Source organism: Acidovorax sp. PRC11 (assembly GCF_031844105.1).
In the GTDB taxonomy this organism is placed as follows: Bacteria; Pseudomonadota; Gammaproteobacteria; order Burkholderiales; family Burkholderiaceae_C; genus Paracidovorax.
Genome location: NZ_JAUZUQ010000001.1, coordinates 345,369 through 364,021, shown reverse-complemented (window position 1 = coordinate 364,021; position 18,653 = coordinate 345,369). Strand labels below are relative to the sequence as shown.

Here is an 18,653-nt window from a genome sequence, read left to right as displayed (position 1 = left end):
GAGGGAAAAGGTGGTCGAGTTAATTATCGAGTGGGAGTGAAACCGGGTTCCTCGGAGCCTATCGCCGGCCAGCAGGAGAAGCTGGCGGTAAAGCCGACGGTCGATTTCCGATCCGGTCGATGTCTGGATCGACGGGCGTACCCGTCAGCCCGTCGTTGATCCACCGGCGGCTTCGATTCGCAGGGATCGGACAAAGGGCGAAGCGAGCCGATCGATCAATGCCCCCGGGGACTTGTACCTGTGTCGCGGGGGCCGGCTCTGGACGGCTCATGAGCTTTCCTGAGGGCATCGGGGAAATCGTTGCTTCACAGCGTGACCACCCATCGATGCTCGCCCGGCGTGATCGGCACGCGCAGGGCACCGCCGTCGCAGGCCAGCGCCACGCCGTCCAGCACCGCCGACGAGATGCCGGCGCATCGCCTCCCCGGTGATTCGACCTGGATGGCGTAGCGCGCCGCACCGAGGACGACCCGGGCCTCGAATCCGGGCCATTCGGCGGGGATGCAGGGATCGAGGATCAGGACCTCGCCTTCACGGCGAATGCCCAGGATGCCCTCCACGCCCGCGCGGTGCATCCAGCCGGCGGCGCCGGTGTACCAGGTCCAGCCGCCCCGGCCTTCATGCGGCGGCACCGAATACACGTCGGCCGCCACCACGTAGGGTTCCACCCGGTAGCGCGCCGCCTGCTGCGGCGTGCGGGCATGGTGGATGGGATTGACCAGCGCGAACAGCGCGTGGGCGTATTCGCCAGCCTGAGGGTCCGCGCGCAATTGCGTGAACGCCAGGATGGCCCACATGGCTGCGTGGCTGTACTGGCCGCCGTTCTCGCGCAGGCCCGGCGGGTAGCCCTTGATGTAGCCGGGGTCGCGCGGGGTGCGGTCGAAGGGCGGGGTGAAAAGCAGCGCCAGCCCCGGCTCGGGCACCAGCAGATGCGCGCGCAGCGAGGCCATCGCGGCCTGGGCGCGGCCGCGGTCGGCCACGCCAGAGAGCACGGCCCAGGACTGGGCGATCGAATCGATGCGGCATTCCTCGTTGTCGCGGGTGCCCAGCCAGGTGCCGTCGTCGAAGGTGGCGCGCCGGTACCAGTCGCCGTCCCAGGCCTCGCGCTCCAGCGCGGCGGCCACGGTCTGCGCATGGGAGCGCCAGCGCGCGGCCCGGGCCGGGTCGCGCGTCTCGGCCAGCGGGCCGAACAGGGTCAGCGTGCGCACCAGAAGCCAGCCCAGCCACACGCTCTCGCCCCGGCCATCCTGGCCCACGCGGTTCATGCCGTCGTTCCAGTCGCCGGTACCCATCAGCGGCAGGCCCAGCTCGCCGGTCAACGCGATGCTCTGGTCCAGGGCGCGGGCGCAGTGCTCGAACAGCGTCGCCGATGCGCTGGCTTGCATGGGCTGGAAGAAGGCGTCGTGTTCGCCCTCCTGCAGTGCGGGCCCTTCCAGGAAAGCGATGGATTCGTCCAGCACCGCCGCATCGCCCGAGACGGCGACGTAGCTGGCCGCGGCGAAGGCCAGCCAGACGCGGTCGTCCGAGATGCGCGTGCGCACGCCCTGGCCGGAGTGCGGGAGCCACCAGTGCTGCACGTCGCCCTCCACGAACTGGCGGCCCGCGGCGCGCAGCAGGTGCCGCCGCGTCTCTTCCGGCCGCGCGAAGGCGAGCGCCATGCCGTCCTGCAACTGGTCGCGAAAGCCGTAGGCGCCGCTGGCCTGGTAGAAGGCCGAGCGGGCCCAGATGCGGCAGGCCAGCGTCTGGTAGAGCAGCCAGCCGTTGAGCAGGATGTCCATCGCGCGGTCGGGGGTGCGCACCTGCACGGCGCCGAGCAGGCCGCCCCAATGGTCCCGCACCCGCTGCAGCTCGGCGTCCAGGTCGGCCTCGCGCCAGCGGGCCGCCAGCGCCAGGCTCTCCTGGGCGCTGGCGCATTGCCCCAGCAGGGCGACCACCTCCACCGATTCGCCGGGCCGCAGCACCAGGCTGCACTGCAGCGCGGCGCAGGGGTCCAGGCCCGCGCCCACCGCGCCGGACAGGGGCGCTTGGCCGCGCAAGGCCGCCGGCGCCGTCAGGCTGCCGTGGCGGCCCAGGAATTCCGTGCGGTCGGCGGTCCACGCGCTCTGCCGGCCCGCGAGGTCGGCGAAGGCGACGCGGCCCGGGAAGGCCGTGCTCCAGGGGTTGCGCGCCAGCAGCACGCTCGTGGCTGCATCCACCTCGGTCAGGATGAAGGGCGCGCTGGCGGCGCGAGAGGTGCCCAGCACCCATTCCGCATAGGTCGTGACGGACAGGTGCCGCGTCCGCGCCGTGCGGTTGTGCAGCGTCAGGCGCGAGACCTTGACGGGGTCCTCCAGCGGCACGAACTGCAGCAGTTCCAGCGCGATGCCGTGCGCCTCGTGCGTAAAGCGGCTGTAGCCATGGCCGTGGCGCGCGACGTAGGTGCCGCTGCCGCGGATCGGCTGCGCGGTGGGGCTCCAGAGCTGGCCGCTGGCCTCGTCGCGCACGAAGAAGGCTTCGCCCGTCGGGTCGGTCACCGGGTCGTTGGACCAGGGCGTGAGTTGGTTCTCACGGCTGTTGTCGGCCCAGGTACTGGCGCAGCCATCGGCCGAAACCTGGAAGCCGAAGCCTGGGTTGGCGATGACGTTGATCCATGGCGCGGGCGTGGTCTGGCCGTCGGTGAGCACCGTCACGTATTCGCGGCCGTCCTGGTCGAAGCCGCCGAGTCCGTTGAAGAACTCCAGTCGGGCTGTGTCCGGAATCTGCGCCTGCCCGGGCAGGGCGGCGGCCAGCGGCTGCGGCGGCTCGGAAACCGGCCGCGCGGCGGGCGCCGCCGCGGCCAGCCGCGCCATCTGCCGGTCGATGCCGCCCCTGCGCGCCAGCAGCACCACGCGGGCAACGGATTGCAGCAGGTCGCGGGACGGCGCGTCCATCAGGTCGGCGCGCAGCGTGTGCACCCCGCCGCGCGCCAGCGACTCGCCGTCCAGGCGGGGCCGCGACTGGCTGCGGCGCACGGCGGTCTCGATGGCGGTCTGCAGGTCCTGCACGTAGGACGAGGCGCGTTCGTTGACGATCAACAGGTCGACGCCCAGCCCCTTCATGCGCCAGTACTCGTGCGCACGCAGCAGCTGGCGCACCTGGGCCATGTCCTCGATGTCGTCGATGCGCAGCAGCACGATCGGCAGGCCGCCCGAGACCGCGTGCCGCCACAGGCCCGACTGCGCGCCGGCGCCGCGTGCGATGGCCTCGGCCGGGGCGCGGAAGCGCGCGTCGGCGTAGAGGATCGGCGCAGCGAGCCGCTGGAAGTCCGCGGCTTCGCCGGCCTCGATGCCGATGTCCCGCAACTGCACCTGGGCCTGGGTCCAGGCCAGCGTGCGTGCGCGCTCGAAGGCACTGCGGTCGTGGTGCTGGTCCACGAGGTCGAGCAGCGCTTCGCGCGTGGTGGCCACCAGCGTCCAGAAGGCCAGCCGCGCCAACTGGCCGGGCGCGATGCGCATGCGGTGGCGGACCGAGAAGACCGGGTCCAGCACCGTGCCGGCCGTGCCGGACAGCGCGGTGCCGGCCGCCATGGCCTGTGCCGCGGTGGCCGTGCGTCCCCGGCCCAGGAAGCGCGCCCGGTCGGATTCGTACTGGGCCGGCGCCGTGACGATGCCTTCCACGACCGCGAAATGCGCGGCCCACACCGGCGGCTCGCCCGGCGTGCGGGGGCGGCGCGTGGCGATCAGGGCGCCGAACTCGGGCAGGTATTCGGTCTGCACGAACATCTTGGCGAAGGCCGGATGGGCATCGTCGGCAGCAGGCGGCGCAAGCACCACCTCGGCATAGGAAGTGAGCTCGACCTCCCGCGCCTTGCGGCCGGTGTTGACCACCGTGACCCGGCGCACCTCGCCATCGGCCTCGGCCGACACCAGCACTTCCATCGTGGTCGTCAGGCTGCCGTCGTGCCGCGTGAAGGTGGCGTGGTCCTCGGCGAAGACCACCTCGTGGCTGTCGGCCGCCACGCCCAGGGGCTGCGCCGCGGCGGACCAGACCCGGCCGCTGTCCGTGTCGCGAAGATAGACGTAGGCGCCCCAGTCGTCGCGGGTCGCGTCTTCGCGCCAGCGCGTCACGGCCAGTTCGCGCCAGCGGCTGTAGCCGGTGCCCGCCGCGGTCAGCATGACGGCGTAGCGTCCGTTGGACAGCAGGTGCGTGGCGGGCGCGGCCGTGGCCGACACGCCCATGCGCCGTACCGCGTGCAGTTCGCCGTGCGGATCGGCCGCGCCCGAGGGCACTTCCTCGGCCCGCGGATGCGCGACGGCGACCAGGCGCGGCATGCGCTCCTGCAGCAGCAGTTCGCAGGCCTGGATCATCGGCTCGCGGTGGAAGCGTTCGCGCATGCGCGCGCCCTGCAGCGCGTTGGCGATGGCGACCAGGGTCATGCCCTGGTGGTGTGCCATGTAGTTGCGCACGATGGCGACCCGCGCGCCGCCGGGCAGGCGGGCGCGCGTGAAGTCCAATGCTTCGTAGAAACCGTGGCGCCCGAGCGCGCCCAGCGCCTGCAGGCGCTCGAAGTTGCGCTGCGCGAGCGGTGCATCGACCATGGCGGCCAGGCCGGTGGCATAGGGCGCGATCACCAGGTCCTCGGCCAGGCCGCGCTTGAGGCCCAGGCCCGGCACGCCGAAGTTGGAGTACTGGTAGGTGAACTCCAGGTCGCGGGCGTTGTAGGCCGATTCAGAGATGCCCCATGGCACGCCCATCAGCCGGCCGTAGGCCGCCTGGTGCTGCACGACCAGGCGGGTGGTCTGCTCCAGCAGGCTGCCGGCTGGCGCGCGCATCACCAGCGAGGGCATCAGGTATTCGAACATCGACCCGGACCAGGACACCAGGGCCGATCCCCGGCCCACGGGAATGGCGGTGCGGCCCAGGCGGAACCAATGCCGCGTGGGCACGTCGCCCTTGGCGATCGCAAACAGGCTGGCCAGCCGCGCCTCGGACGCCAGCAGGTCGTAGCAGTTGGCATCGAGCACGTTCTCCACCGCGGCATAACCGATGGACAGCAGCTTGCGGTCGGGGTCCAGCAGGAAGGCGAAGTCCATCCCGAGCGCCAGCGTACGCGCCTGCTGCGCCAGGGCCCGCCAGCGGGCGTCGAGGGGACTCGCCGTGGCGGCGTGTGAGGCAGCATCGCGCGATTGCTGTTCGATCCGCCCGCACAGCGCCTTGGTCCAGAACAGCAGATCGTCGCCCTCGGTCAGCGCCGCCGGGATCAGCACCCGCGCTTCCTCCGAAGCCTTGTCGGCCAGGCGCTGGAGCACAGGCAACAACAGGCTGGCAGGGCATTGGAGCCCGGCGTCGATATCGTCGAGGAGGGCCAGCAGCCGCTGGCCCTGCGGTCCCTGGGCCGCGGGCGTGGCGAGCGCGGCTTCGCGGGCCAGTGCGAGCGCATCGCCGGCGCCGTCCGTCCAGTCGGCTGGCGGCACGCCCACCCATTCCTCGCAGGCATTGGCCAACGCGATCAGATGGCCCGCCAGGTTGCCGCTGTCCACGGATGACACGTAGGGGGGGGCCAGCACCCGGGTCGTGCGCGTGTCGTACCAGTTGTAGAAATGGCCCCGGAAGCGCTCCAGCCTCTGCAGGCTGGCGAAGGTCGCTTCCAGGCGCTCGCAGGTCTGCAGGGCGCCGGCCCAGCCGAAGTCGCGCGCCGCCACCGCCGACAGCAGGTACAGGCCGATGTTCGTGGGCGAGGTGCGATGCGCGACCACCGGCTTCGGGTCTTCCTGGAAATTGTCCGGTGGCAGCATGTGCTCGGCCGGCGTCACGAAGGTCTCGAAAAAGCGCCAGGTCCGGCGCGCCGTGCGCCGCAGGGCCAGGGCATCGGCGGAATCCGTCGCACCGGACGGCGAGAGCGGCGAGCGGCGGCTGGCGCGCCAGGCCAGGGCCGGCGCCGCGAGCCAGAGCGCAAACAGGGGCAGTCCCACCTGCCATGCCGCAGGCGAGAACAGGCCGACGCCCACCGCCAGTACCACGGCCAGCAGCAAGCCGCCGGCCATCTGACCATAGAAGCCCGCGATGCCGGGGCGCGGGCGCGCGGCGGTTTGGGCAGCGGTCGTCCATTCCAGCAGGTGACGATGTGTCACGTACAGCCTGGTGAGGGTGCGCGCGATGGCGTCCATCGCGCGCCAGGCCTGGTCCGGCAGCAGGGCCAGCGCCCAGGCAGCCTGCAGGGCGGCCATCCGCAGGTCGCTGGCCAGCAGACGCAGGTGGCTGCCCAGCCCGATGCCCGTGCGTGGCGGCCGCAGCCCCGCGAGGCCTGGCAGGAAGGCCGGCACGGCCAGAGCCAGCATCATCAGGCCCATGCCCTGCAGCGACTGGGGCCAGGGCAGCCAGGCGCACAGTACGAAGGCCAGCAGGCTCGCAGGCGCCAGCAGGGACCGCCGCAGGTTGTCGACCATCTTCCAGCGGCCCACCGGCGGCACGGCTGCGCCCGCGTGGCGCCGCCCGAGCACCCAGGGCAGGAGTTGCCAGTCGCCCCGCGTCCAGCGGTGCTGGCGCCGCGCGGCGACGTCGTAGCGGGCCGGGAATTCCTCGACCACCTCGACGTCCGACGCGAGCCCCGCGCGCGCGAATACGCCCTCGAACAGATCGTGGCTGAGCATCGTGTTCTCGGGAATGCGCCCGGCGAGCGCGGCTTCGAAGGCATCGACATCGTAGATACCCTTGCCGGTGTAGGAGCCTTCGCCGAACAGGTCCTGGTAGACGTCGGAGACGGCCGCCGCATAAGGGTCCATGCCGCCCGGGCCGGACGACAGGCACTGGTAGAGCGAGCCCTCACGGCCCAGCGGCAGCGCCGGCGTCACGCGCGGCTGCAGGATGGCGTAGCCGCCCACCACGCGCTGTTCGGCGTCGCTCCAGCGCACGCGGTTCAGGGGATGGGCCATCTTGCCGATCAGGCGCAGCGCCGCGTCGCGCGGCAGCCGGGTATCGGCGTCCAGCGTGATGACGTAGCGCACTCCGGCCAGGATGTCGGGTGGCTGCGCGTTGTCGGCAGCGCCGCCGTCCAGCGGCATGAAGCTGGTGTCGGTGGCGCCGCGCAGCAGCCGGTTGAGTTCGTGGAGCTTGCCGCGCTTGCGTTCCCAACCCATCCAGCGGTTCTCGCTGGCGTTGAACCGGCGTCGCCGGTGCAACAGGTAAAAGCGCTTGCCGCCCGGAGCCGGGCCATGCCGGTGGTTCAGTGCGGCAATGGCTTCCTGTGCAATGCCGATCAGGTGGGCGTCGCCGGGCAGCACCTCCGTGTCCGCGTCCAGGCCGTCCGACAGCAAGGCAAAGGACAGGTCGCCGCCCGCGCCCGCGAGATGGTGGACTTCCAGGCTCTCGATGTGGCTGCGCAATTCCGCCTCGCTGGACAGCAGCGTGGGCACGACGACCAGTGTGCGCAGGTGGGTGGGAACCCCGTCGACGAGCGCCAGGGCAGGGAGGCCTACGGCGCCAGAGCGCGAGGCGATTGCTCGCTGGACCAGGGCCGTGGCCACCTCGGTGGAGGGCAGGAATGCGGCCAGCGCAAGCGCCGCCAGCAGTCCGGCGGGAATGGCCGCCGAGGCGCCCGCGCCGAAGACGGCCCAGAACACCAGCCCCAGCAGCAGCGCTGCCAGCACGAGGATGGCGGCCACGTAGCCACCGATCCCGAGGCGAACGTTGAAGCGGTGGATGCGCACGGCCGGCGGCGGCCGGAATCCGATGGCCTGCTCGAGGGCGTCGCGCCCTTCGGCGATCAGGTAGTAGCCGGGATCTGCCGTGCTGGCGTCCCGGACGTGAAGCCCGGACGTCTTCTGCGCCGCAGCCAGCGCCAGCACCCGTTCGGCGATCGCAAGCTCGGAGAGGCGCGAACCCCGGGCCAGTTGCTCGATCGCGGTGCGATAGCGGTTGCGTGTCGGGAAATCCATCGCCGCGAAGGCGCTGCCGGTCCGCAGGCGCGCGTCCACCAGGCTGTTGCTCTCGAACAGATCCGCCCAGTCGATGTCCGACATCAGCCGCATGCTGGTGATGACGTTGCGCACCGAGACGTTGGAGGCCCCCTGGCGCTGCTGCGCATGCAGGATGGCCTGGTCGGTATCCGAGCCCTGGCGACTCAGCCGATCGTCCAGCCATTGCAGGGCCGGCGTGGTGCGGGGGTCCTGGTCGCGCAGGCGCTTGGCGAGCTGCGCGGCGAACAGCTCGGACAGCGGGCCCTTCGCGCGGGTATCGATGTCCCGCTGCAGCGCCGCATACGCGCCGCCTGGCGCCAGCAGGCGGTCGGCCAGGCTTTGCGCGTCCGCCCGCGCAGCGCGTCCGGCCGCGATCTGGTCGGCCAGTCGGCGCAGGTTCTCCACCAGCACGATACGCATGGTGATCGCCACGGCCCAGAGTTCGCTGATGTCCAGCGGCTGCACTTCCTGGTAGGCCGCGATGAAGCGGTGCAGGACGGCCGGGTCGAAATGGCTGTCGGTATGGGCCACGAAGGCCCAGGCGAGCCCGAAGACGCGCGGATAGCCTGCCAGCGGACCGTCTGCCAGCTTGGGCAGCTGGCGGTAGTAGCCCGGCGGCAGGTCGGTGCGGATCTCGCGCACTTGCGCCTCGACCACATGGTAATTGTCCAGCAGCCATTCGGCGGCCGGGACCACGCGGTGGCCGGCGGCCACTTCCGCTGCACCCGCACGGTAGGCCAGCAGCAGTTCGGCGGCGTTGTCGCGCAACCGGCTGTGCAGCGAAAGCACCCGGGGCGGGTTGGCGCTGACCTGCTGGGCTGCTGCGAGGCTGCGCGCATGCTGCTCCAGGCGTTCGATGCCGAACAACTCCTCGCGCACGGGTGCGGTGTCGGACCACGGCCCTCGGGCGGAACGCCGGAACGCGAACTGAAGAACTGGGTGCATGGGCGCCTTTCAGGGCGCCGCGGGCACGGGAGGCCCCGCGATCAACCCGCCGAGAAGTAGATGGGCCATATGGCCCCGTGGCGGCGGCTGGGCGCTGTGGCCCAGCGTCTGTCAGGACTTCTTGGAAGTCCGCACCGGTGCCGCGGCGGTCCCGGCTGCGACCGTGGATGCCGCGACCGCCGGCACCGGTTTCTTCTTGGGTTTTTTCAGTTCCCGGTTGCCGCGCTTTTGCTCTTTTCCTGCCATGGGGTGCTCCTGCTCTTGGATGTCGGCCCGCTGCTGCGGGCGAGGTGCTCAACCACTCGATGCAAATGGCTGGCGTGTGCGTCAGGAAAGGAAGGGAATCTGCAAGACGCTGGCGTCAATCAGCGGGAAGCGGAGGGGTCCGCCCGTTCGGTAGCAAATGCAGATGGTGGCAGGGGGCCGCATTTCAAGGCCCCTTGATTGCTTAATGCATGGATGGTCTGCATGGATGGGATGGGCCGTGGACTCTTACGCGACCCACGCTTACTCGGGGCTGATGATGGCCAGCCGCGGCGACGGGCCGCTGCAGGGCGCGGTGCGGGTGACGCTGTTCGCGTTCGGCAGCGGGGCTTCTCTGCCGGCTTGTGGCTGGCGGGCGTCGCGGCGCGGGCAGTGGTTGGGACCTCATTCGCCAGATCGGCGCCTGGTGCTGCTGAGCCAGTCGGCGATCCTGGCGAGTTTCGGGCGCCTCGGCCGCGGCGATGAAAGCGGGCAAGCCTCTTCGTCGGGTGCACCCGTGCTCAGGGCCCTCCACCCCGCGGGTAGGATCTCCAAGACAGTGACCGCATCCTGGCGCAGGCAATCGCCGCAGTCCAAGTGGGCAGAGGGGATCAGCACCCTGATGTGGCCGGCGGCTTCGAGTACGCGCAGCCTGTCGAGCACGTCGGGATCGGCCTCGGTCAGGGGCAGCTCCGATCTGGCAAGCCTTCCGAGAAGTTCCATGCACATCGGGCGGTACGCCAAGCGCAACAAGGCCAGGAAGTACCGCGGCGAGCGGACACCGCTGGCTGCGGCCATGCGTGCCAACCAGACCTGGAGCCTGAACCTCGTCAGCGGCGCACTCGCCAATGGCCGGCGAATCAAATGCCTGACCATCACCGATGACTTTATCCGCGAGTGCATCGATATCGCAGTGGATCTGTCGATGCCCGGGGCCTACGTCGCCCAGGTGCTGGAGCGGGCTGCATGCTTCAGAGGGTACCCGCGAGCCATCCGGACCGACAACGGCCCGGAATTCACCTGCCGGGCCTTCATGGCCTCGCTGCAGGCGCGAGGTATCGAGCACATCCTGATCCAGCCGGGAAAGCACACCCGGAACGCCTATATCGAAAGCTTCTACGGCCGGCTCAGGGACGAATGCCTCAATGAGAACTTCGCGAACCCTCCACCATCGATGCAGGATCCGTCAGCCTGCGAAACCCTGGACCTCTCTCCCAATGATGGGTACGGCTCCCCAGCCTCACTCCCACCCTCCACCCAGCGCCATGAACACCGCCACCTGCTCCTGCGCCACCCGCGCCTGCGCGGCGGCGAGGCTGGCCTCCGCGGTGGCCAGCGAGCGCTGCGCGTCCAGCGTATCGAGATACGCGCTGCGGCCGCTCACGTACAGGCGCTGGGCCTGCCGGGCCACCTGGGCGCTGTCGTCCCGGGCGCGGGTCAAAGCTTCCACGCTGACCAGTTCCTGCCGGTAGGCCGACAGCGCGGTCTCGGTCTCGCGCAGGGCCTGCAGCACGGCGCCGTCGAAGCTGGCCAGGGCCATGCGGGTGGACGCCTCGGCGCCGGCGATGCGCGCGCGGACGGCGCCGGTGTTGGGCAGGCTCCAGCGGATGAGGGGGCCGAGGTTCCAGGCGAAGGTGTCGCGGCCCAGGAAGTCGCCGGCCGGCCCGGCGGAGCTGGCGGACAGGCCGAGCGATACCTTGGGATAGAGCTGTGCGGTGGCCACGCCGATGCGGGCGGTGGCGGCGGCCAGTTGCCGCTCGCTGCGCCGCAGATCGGGCCGCCGGCGCAGCAGCGCGGAGCCGTCGCCCACCGGCAGCGCGCCGGCCACCTGCGGCACGGCGGCGCACTGCTGCACCGCGGCCGGCAGCGCGCCCGGCGTGCGGCCCAGCCAGGCCGCCAGCTGGTAGAGCGCGGCCTGGCGCTGCGCCCGCAGTGCGGGGGGCGACGCTTCCAGCTGGGCGAGGAGCCCGCGGGAGCGGGCCACGTCGGTGGCGCCGGCGCGGCCCGCATCGTGCAGCCGCCGCACCACGCCCAGTTGCTCTTTCTGCAGGGCGACGGAGGATTCGGCCACCTTCAATTGCTGGCCGGTGGCGCAGGCCAGGGCGTAGGCGCGCGCGGTGCCGGCGGCCACGTTCACGCGGGCCAGATCGACCGCGGCCGCCGCGGCCGCGGAGTCGGCCTGCGCGGCTTCGGCGGCGCGCCGCAGTTCGCCCACCACGTCGATCTGGTAGGACAGGCCGCCTTCCAACCGGTAGGCGAACTGGTTGGATGGACTGAGGCCCGGTGCCAGTTCCGACAGGCCCGAGACGTGGCCGAAGCCGGGGCCGCCGGAGACCGACAGTTGCGGCTGTTCGGCGGCCCGCACCTGGGCCAGGGTGGCGTCCTGCAATTCCAGGTTGGCGGCGGCGACGCGCAGGTCGGTGTTGTGCGCCAGCGCTTCCTGCACCAGCGCGTCGAGCGTCGGGTCGCGGAACAGGTGCCACCAGCGCGGCGGCAGCGGCTCGGTGGAGAGGGCGGCGTCGGCGCCGGGTGCGTTCGACTGTGCCTGCTCCTCCTGGAAGGGGCCGGCCGCGGCCGGATCGCGCACGGCCGCATCGGCGGGCACGTGGTAGTCGGGCCCGACGGCCAGGCTGCCGCAGCCGGCCAGGAGCAGGGCGGCGAGCAGGGGCGTGGCCCGCCGGGCAAGGCCGGCGGCGCGGGGCAGGGCAGTGCCTAAAAGGGCGGTGCGGTGTCTCATGTCCGGCCTCCCGGAGCCACCACCTCGACGAGCACGGTCTGGCCGGCCACGAGCCCGGCGCCGTCGGGCTGCGCATCCAACTGCACCCGCACCGGCACCCGCTGCGCCAGGCGCACCCAGTTGAAGGTGGGGCTGACGCTGGGCAGCAGGTTGGCGCCGGTGGAGCGGTCGCGGTCGGCGATGCCCGCGGCGATGCTCTGCACCGTGCCGGCCAGCGCCACGCGGCTGCCCATGGGCGTGACCCGCACGGCATCGCCGGGGTGGATGCGGGCGAGCTTGGTTTCCTCGAAATAGCCTTCGACGTAGAAGGAGCCGCGATCGACGATCGCCATGGCGCCGCGGCCGGCGGCGGCGTAGGCGCCCGTGCGCAGGTCCAGATTGGTGACCCAGCCGTCCACCGGCGCGCGCACCGTGGCGCGCTGCAGGTTGAGTTCGGCCGCGCGCAGATCGACGTCGGCGCGGGCCATCGCGGCGGCGGCGGCTTCGACCCGGGCGCGCGACTGTTCGCGCGCCTCGCGCGGCACCAGGTCCGAGAGGCTGTCGTTGCGGGCGTCCTCGCGGCGTGCCTGCGCCAGGGTGGCGCGGGCCGACTGCACGCCGGCACGGGCCTGCTGCACGGCCAGCGTGAAGCGCGCCGGATCGATCTCGAACAGCACCTGGCCCGCCTTCACGGGCTGGTTGTCCTGCACCTGCACGGCATGCACCAGGCCCGACACGTCGGGGGCCACCTGCACGACGTTGGCGCGCACGCGGCCGTCGCGGGTCCAGGGCGCGAGTTCGTAGTGGTCCCAGAGGCGCAGGGCGGCCCAGGCGGCCAGGGCCACCATGCCGAGCGTCAGCAGCACGCGGGCCAGCGGCACCGCGAAGGCGCGGGCCCGCGCCGTCATCGTCTTGGTCTTGGTCTTGGTCGTCGAAGTCGTTGTCATGAGAGGAATCCTCCCGGCGCGGTGAGCCGGGTGAGCGAGAACAGGATCAGCACGTAGAGCGCCGTATCGAACAGGGCGGCATGCCACACCCACCGGTACACGCCCAGGCGGCCCAGCAGCCGGCGCGCGCCCTGGCACAGCACCCAGGCCAGCACGGCCAGCACCAGCAGCCAGGGCACGTACACGCCATAGAACGTCGCTTCGCCGGTCATGCCAGGGCCTCCTGCTCGGGAATGGGAGCGGCCGTCCAGGGCCGCGAGGGGAACAGGTTGCGGCGCAGGCCGACCAGGGCGGCGAGCACCCGGCGGCGCTCATCAAAGGTGCCGGTGGCCGCGCCCTGGGGCGCCGGCGCTGCCTGTGGCGCGGGTGCCGGGGGCAGCAGCGCCCGCAGCGCTTCGTCGATGCGCTCGGCGAGCAGAGGTTGCGCCTGCGCGGCCTGTTCGGTGGTGGACTGCGCCGGATGTTCGCGGAACAGCCGTGCCACCTGCGCCAGGATGTCCGGCCCCAGCCGGGCCGGCAGCAGCGCGGCGTGGCGGCGCAGCGCATGCAGGTCGGTGCCGATGCGCAGGTCCACCAGCGCGTCGTCGGCGTTCACGCCCGCCACCGTGCCGCCCGCCTGGGCGATGCGCGGTGCCAGCAGGCCGATGCGATCGAGCACACGGGCCGCATGCAGGCGGGCCTGGGCCGCGTCGGCCTCGCGCGGCAGCCGCCCCAGTTCGCGCCAGGTGCGGCGCTGGATGCGGCGGGCACTCCATTCGGCGCTCACCGAACGCACCAGCGCCGTGACCACCGCGGCCGTGGCCCCGCCGAGCACCTGGCCGATCGAGCTGTTGACGAAGCTGGCGAAGTCCGCCTGGCCGGTGTCGTGCAGCGACAGCGTGCCGAGCACGCCCGACAGCAGCAGCCCCATCGCCATCAGCAGGGTCGCGGGCCGCGCCATGTAGGCGCCCAGCACCAGGAAGACCGGCGCGCACACCACGGCCAGCGTGGGCAGGTCCACCACCAATGGCATCAGCACCAGCACGTAGAGCGCGCCCAGCGGCAGCGACAGCAGCAGCGCCTTGAGGAACGAGTAGATCGCCGGCACGGGGTCGTCCATGCCCGCGAAGAAGGAGCTGAAGACCGCCGCCATCATGGGCATGGCCGCGCCGCCGGACCAGCCGGTGAAGATCCAGAAGGCAGAGCACAGGCAGATCGCCAGCGCCGCGGCCACGGCCGACCATGCGGCCATCCCCACGTCGCGGTGCAGCACGTCGTGCGCTGCGGGCGCCGCCGTCCGGCGTCCGGGCGCTGGCAGCGGCCGCGGGCGGCCGGCCAGGCCGGCGTCGATGTGTTCCCGCAGTTGCACGCAGGCGGCCCAGGCATCGATCAGCTCTTCCAGGCGCACGGCCAGGCCCGTGCGCAGCGCCAGGGTCCAGCCGTCCGCGGCGGGCAATGCGCCATCGGTCAGCGCACGGGCCGCCGTGCGCAGTTCGGCCGCGTCGGCGGCGGCGAGGGGCAGGCCGGGCCGGCCCGGTGCCGCGCGTCCACTGTCGGCCAGGCGTGCCAGCACCCGGCCCACGGTGCGCTCCACGTCCTCCGGCAGGCGGCCCTCGGCATCGCGCAGGGCGCGCAGCCGGTCGTCCACGGCCGATGCGAAGGGCGTGAGCGCTGCGACCTCGTGCTGCAGCGCGCGGATGGCTTCGGCCGTCCACCGCAGGTGGCTGGTGTCGAACGGCACGTGCGTGGCCATCACGCGCAGCTGGGAGATGTCGCCCGCCAGCTTGCGCCGCGCGGCCTGCTGCGCGGGTGCGGCAGGCCGGCCGGCGTCCGAGGGGGCGGGCGGCTGCAGCATGGCGCGCAGCCACGCGCCGGCATCGTCCAGGGTGCGGTCCACCATGCCGATCAGCGTCGGGCCCATGCCCACCGGCCACACCAGGCTGTGCACCAGCCCGGCACAGACGATGCCGATGCCGATCTCCTGCACGCGCGCGGAGGCGGTCTCGAAAATGCCGGTGGGCACGCTCACGGCTGGAAAGCCGATCAGCGCCGCGGAGTAGCCCGCCAGCATGAAGAGGTAGGAGCGCGGCGTGCGATCGAGCAGCGAAACGAACAGGCACGACGCCACCCACGCGGCCAGCGCGAGCGTGAGCAGCTCGGGCGCATCGACCATCGCCGGCACCATCAGCAGCGTGGCCGCGCAGCCCAGCAGCGTGCCGCCCAGGCGGAAGGCGGCCTTGGACCGGACGGCGCCCGCCAGCGGATTGGCCACGATGTAGGTGGTCATCAGCGCCCAGAAGGGCCGCGGCAGGCCGGCCCAGCTCGCAACGGCCATGGCCAGCATGGCGGCGGCGAAGCATTTGGCGGAAAAAAGCATCTCGGCCGGGCTGAAGCGCGGCAGCAGGCGGGGCAGTGGCACTTCAGCCCTCCGCAGCGGCGCCGCCGCGATCGGCCTTGCCCAGGCGCGCCCAGAGCGTTCCGAAGACGCGCAGGCAGGCGCGCACGTCCTCGGCCGGCACGTCCTGGAACAGTTCGGCGCGCAGGTTGTTCAGGGCGTCCTCGATGCGGGCGAGGATCGCATTGCCGGCCTCGGTCAGGTGCAGGGTGCGCGCGCGGCGGTCGGCGGGATCTTCCCGGCGTTCGACCAGGCCGGCGGCGACCAGCTGGTCCAGCGTGCGGATCAGGGTCGGCCCCTCGATGCCCAGCAGGTCCGCGATCACGCCCTGGCGGGTACCGTCGCCGTGCCGGCCGACGGTGACCACGACCCAGCCGCCCGCCTGCGAGACGCCCAGCGGAGCGACCGCCCGGTCGGCCGCGGCGCGGTAGGCGCGCTGCAGCAGGCTGAGGGAGAAGGTGAGGTGGCGCAGTTCCGCAGGGTCGGCGGAATCGAGGTCTGGGGCACTGGGCATGTCTCGAAGTTTAGCTAGCTAGCTATCTTTTTGGGTGGGAATGGGTTGTGACCTTGTTCGCAGTGCGGTTTCGTACACGGCGTGGTTCTGAATGGCACCCTGGAGCCGTCGTGCCCGCTCCCTGGGCCGTGCCGCCGGCGCCCCCGCCCCTTACCAGGGCAATTCTTGACCGGTATAGGCGTAGAAACCGCCCGTCGCCTCCGCCGGCAGACCGTCGAGCACCCGCAGCATATCGGCCGCGGCGTCGGCGGCAGGGCGCCCGATGTCCCTCCCGTTGAACGGCGCCGACAGGGCCGAGCCGACCGTGCCGGGGTGCAGAGCCACCAGCACAGCCTGCGGATGGGTGCGGGCCACTTCGATGGATGCCGTCCTGAGCAGCATGTTGAGCGCGGCCTTGGAGGCCCGGTAGCTGTACCAGCCGCCCAGCCGGTTGTCGCCGATGCTGCCCACCTTGGCCGACAGCACGGCGAGCAGGCCGCGTTCCTTGCGGGGCAGCAGGGGCGAGAAGTGCGCCAGCACCAGCGCGGGGCCGAAGGTGTTGGTGCGGAAGGTGGCTTCCATCTGCGCGTAGTTCAGCTGGCCCAGGCGCTTTTCGGGCATGCCGTGGGTGCCGTGCAGCAGGCCCGCGGCGTGGATGATGCAGTGCCAGGGTCCCTGGGCCTGCAGCTGGCGGGCGGCCTCCGCGATGGTGGCCTCGTCGTCCAGGTCCAGCGCGGGGCGGGTGTGGCGGCCCAGGCCCACGGCCAGGGCGCAGCGCGGGTCGGCCTGCAGCCGCGCCAGCAGGGCGCCGCCGATGGCACCCGTGGCACCGATGACGAGCGCGCGGTAGCCGGTGGGAAGGGAGTGCATGGGATAAATCCTGCTGCCGGGGATGGGTCAGAGCGTGTCGAGGCGGGCGCGCAGGCCGGCGGCGTGCCCGCGGAGTTCGTCGAGCTGCGGGCCCCGCATTGTCTGCAACTGGCGGTACACCATGCCGAGGCGCGAATTGCGGCCCAGCATGCCCTCGTTGCGGGCGAAGAAGTCCCAGTACAGGGCGTTGTAGGGACAGGCGCGGTCGCCCAGTTTCTGCTTCTTGTCGTAGTGGCAGCCGCTGCAGTAGTCGCTCATGCGGTCGATGTAGGCCGCGCTGCTCACGTAGGGTTTGGTGGCCAGCAGGCCGCCGTCCGCGAACTGGCTCATGCCGACGGTGTTGGGCAGCTCCACCCATTCGAAGGCGTCGATGTACACGCCCAGGTACCAGCGGTGCACGGCGGCAGGGTCGAGCCCCGCCAGCAGCGCGAAGTTGCCGATGACCATCAGGCGCTGGATGTGGTGGGCATACGCGCCCTGCAGCGACTGGCCCACGGCATGCTGCATGCAGCGCATGCGGGTATCGCCGGTCCAGAACCATTGGGGCAGCGCGGCGCTGTGGCCGAGTGCATTGCGCTCGCCGTAGCCGGGCATGTGGGACCAGTAGATGCCGCGCACGTATTCGCGCCAGCCCAGGATCTGGCGGATGAAGCCCTCGACCGCCGGCAGGGGCGCGGCGCCCGCGTGGTAGGCGGCCTGGGCGCGCTCCACCACTTCGCGCGGGCCGAGCATTTTGGTGTTGAGCGCGAACGACAGCAGGGAGTGGAACAGCCGCGTGCCGCGCGTGTGCATGGCGTCTTCGAACGCGCCGAAATGCGGCAGGGTGGAATCGATGAAGTGGTCGAGCCATGCCAGCGCCTCGGCCCGGTGGAGGGGCCAGCGCAGTCGCGTGGCTTCAGGAGCGCCGAAGCTCTCGACGCCCGCCGCTTCGATGGTGGCCCACAGGGCGCCGTGGTCGTGCGTGGGCCGAGCGTCGGGCGGCAGCGCGGGCGCGTCCCCGGTGCCGGGCCAGGGCTTGCGGTTGTCGTGGTCGTAGTTCCACTGCCCGCCCTCCGGCTCGCCCGCTGCGTCCACCAGCACGCCGTGGCGCTGGCGCATGCGCCGGTAGAAATGCTCCATGAGCCACTGCTTTCGGCCCTGGAAGACCTCGGCCAGTTCCGTGCGGCGGGTGTAGAAGTGCTCGCTGTCCACGGCCTGCACGCCGAAGGACTGCGCCGTGCCCCAGGCGCGCAGCTGCGCGTCCAGCCGCCATTCGTCGGGATGCTGGTATTGCAGCGCCTCTGCGCCATAGTGGGCCATCAGGGCGGCCAGGTTGGCGGGAATGGACTGGCGGTTGCTCGCATCGTCGATCGCCACGTAGCGCACGCGGTGCCCCGCCTCGCGCAGCTGGCGCGCCATGGCGCGCATGGCGGCGAAGAGGGCGAGGATCTTCTGCGCATGGTGCAGAACGTAATCGGTTTCCTGCCGCACTTCCATCAGCACGTAGACCACGCCTTCGTCCTGGGTGGCGAACCAGGAGTGCCGGGGATTGAGCTGGTCGCCCAGCAGCAGGCGCAGCGTGTGGGTACGCGGCCGCGGCGGGTTCACAGCGTGTCCCACCGCCGGAGGTAGGCGCCGTCGGGATCGTGGTGCTGCGCCTGTTTCACGGGATTGAAGCGTCGGCCGCCGCGCGGGTCATGGGGCGCGGGAGGCTGCTGCGACAGCCCGCGGGCCCGGTACAGTGCCGCGCCCCACTGGAGGTGCGGCAGCCGGAAATAGTCGCGCCACAGCAGCTCGAACCAAAGCCGGAAGTGGGTGAACGCGCGGCGGTGCGGGCCCACGCGGGCGAAGCCCCGGGGCGTGGTGTCTTCGGGCACGGGCCGGCACGCCACGGGCAGGAGGTGGGCGCCGCCGCTGGGCAGGGCGGCGTGCAGCGCGGGCCGGTCGTGCAGGCGGAGATCGTTGCGGAACCAGAACAGCACGGTGCTCATGCGGGGCGGTCCCCGGCCGGGGCCGCCGCCGCGCCGCCGCCGCCGCGCCTGCGCTCGCCGCGGCAGCGCTCCGAGCAGTACTTCACCTCGTCCCACACCTTCTCCCACTTCCTGCGCCAGGTGAACGGCAGGCCGCAGTGCAGGCAGGTCTTTTGCGGGAGATCGGATTTTTTGCGCATGGG

The 18,653-nt window shown here is 71.9% G+C and carries 12 protein-coding genes and 1 pseudogene; 1 reads left to right on the top strand and 12 read right to left on the bottom strand.

The window, feature by feature from the left end; all coding sequences use genetic code 11:
• Nucleotides 1-305: 305 nt before the first annotated feature.
• The 3 genes from Q9R47_RS01635 to Q9R47_RS01625 all read right to left on the bottom strand — a co-directional run bounded on the left by Q9R47_RS01635 (nucleotide 306) and on the right by Q9R47_RS01625 (nucleotide 9,899).
• Nucleotides 306-8,858 (bottom strand): GH36-type glycosyl hydrolase domain-containing protein, encoded by an 8,553-nt coding sequence (locus Q9R47_RS01635; RefSeq protein ID WP_311231449.1) that lies wholly within the window; start codon nucleotides 8,856-8,858, stop codon nucleotides 306-308.
• Nucleotides 8,859-8,969: 111 nt separating this feature from the next.
• Nucleotides 8,970-9,104 carry a hypothetical protein gene (locus tag Q9R47_RS01630; protein WP_311231448.1) on the bottom strand — a complete coding sequence of 45 codons (135 nt, stop codon included), beginning with the start codon at nucleotides 9,102-9,104 and terminating at the stop codon, nucleotides 8,970-8,972.
• A 402-nt stretch (nucleotides 9,105-9,506) separates the two neighbouring features.
• A complete protein-coding gene (locus tag Q9R47_RS01625; RefSeq protein WP_311231447.1) occupies nucleotides 9,507-9,899 on the bottom strand; it encodes a hypothetical protein in 393 nt (130 codons plus the stop codon).
• On the opposite strand from Q9R47_RS01625, the pseudogene Q9R47_RS01620 reads away from it, so the two are divergent.
• A pseudogene (locus Q9R47_RS01620) lies at nucleotides 9,844-10,257 on the top strand (DDE-type integrase/transposase/recombinase); the annotation flags it as partial. The gene Q9R47_RS01625 and the pseudogene Q9R47_RS01620 overlap by 56 nt on opposite strands.
• Before the next feature lie 84 nt (nucleotides 10,258-10,341).
• Here Q9R47_RS01620 and Q9R47_RS01615 read toward each other — a convergent pair.
• The 9 genes from Q9R47_RS01615 to Q9R47_RS01575 all read right to left on the bottom strand — a co-directional run bounded on the left by Q9R47_RS01615 (nucleotide 10,342) and on the right by Q9R47_RS01575 (nucleotide 18,650).
• On the bottom strand, nucleotides 10,342-11,838 hold the full coding sequence (locus tag Q9R47_RS01615) for an efflux transporter outer membrane subunit (protein WP_311231446.1): 1,497 nt from the start codon (nucleotides 11,836-11,838) through the stop codon (nucleotides 10,342-10,344).
• The gene (locus Q9R47_RS01610; protein WP_311231548.1) at nucleotides 11,835-12,725 is read right to left on the bottom strand and encodes an efflux RND transporter periplasmic adaptor subunit; all 891 of its coding nucleotides are present in this window, start codon (nucleotides 12,723-12,725) and stop codon (nucleotides 11,835-11,837) included. Before Q9R47_RS01610 ends, Q9R47_RS01615 begins: the two co-directional genes overlap by 4 nt.
• Before the next feature lie 35 nt (nucleotides 12,726-12,760).
• Nucleotides 12,761-12,976: a DUF1656 domain-containing protein gene (locus Q9R47_RS01605; protein WP_311231445.1), complete on the bottom strand. Its 216-nt coding sequence runs from the start codon at nucleotides 12,974-12,976 to the stop codon at nucleotides 12,761-12,763.
• A complete protein-coding gene (locus Q9R47_RS01600) occupies nucleotides 12,973-15,120 on the bottom strand; it encodes an FUSC family protein (RefSeq protein WP_404977084.1) in 2,148 nt (715 codons plus the stop codon). The genes Q9R47_RS01605 and Q9R47_RS01600 overlap by 4 nt, the downstream gene beginning before the upstream one ends.
• A 43-nt stretch (nucleotides 15,121-15,163) precedes the next feature.
• On the bottom strand, nucleotides 15,164-15,652 hold the full coding sequence (locus Q9R47_RS01595) for a MarR family transcriptional regulator (protein ID WP_311231443.1): 489 nt from the start codon (nucleotides 15,650-15,652) through the stop codon (nucleotides 15,164-15,166).
• A 150-nt stretch (nucleotides 15,653-15,802) separates the two neighbouring features.
• On the bottom strand, nucleotides 15,803-16,501 hold the full coding sequence (locus tag Q9R47_RS01590; protein ID WP_311231442.1) for an SDR family NAD(P)-dependent oxidoreductase: 699 nt from the start codon (nucleotides 16,499-16,501) through the stop codon (nucleotides 15,803-15,805).
• A gap of 27 nt (nucleotides 16,502-16,528) precedes the next feature.
• On the bottom strand, nucleotides 16,529-18,088 hold the full coding sequence (locus tag Q9R47_RS01585; protein WP_311231441.1) for a cryptochrome/photolyase family protein: 1,560 nt from the start codon (nucleotides 18,086-18,088) through the stop codon (nucleotides 16,529-16,531).
• Nucleotides 18,085-18,471, bottom strand: coding sequence for a deoxyribodipyrimidine photo-lyase (locus Q9R47_RS01580; RefSeq protein ID WP_311231440.1), 387 nt, complete (start codon nucleotides 18,469-18,471; stop codon nucleotides 18,085-18,087). The genes Q9R47_RS01585 and Q9R47_RS01580 overlap by 4 nt, the downstream gene beginning before the upstream one ends.
• On the bottom strand, nucleotides 18,468-18,650 hold the full coding sequence (locus Q9R47_RS01575) for a DUF2256 domain-containing protein (protein ID WP_311231547.1): 183 nt from the start codon (nucleotides 18,648-18,650) through the stop codon (nucleotides 18,468-18,470). The genes Q9R47_RS01580 and Q9R47_RS01575 overlap by 4 nt, the downstream gene beginning before the upstream one ends.
• Nucleotides 18,651-18,653 lie beyond the last annotated feature (3 nt).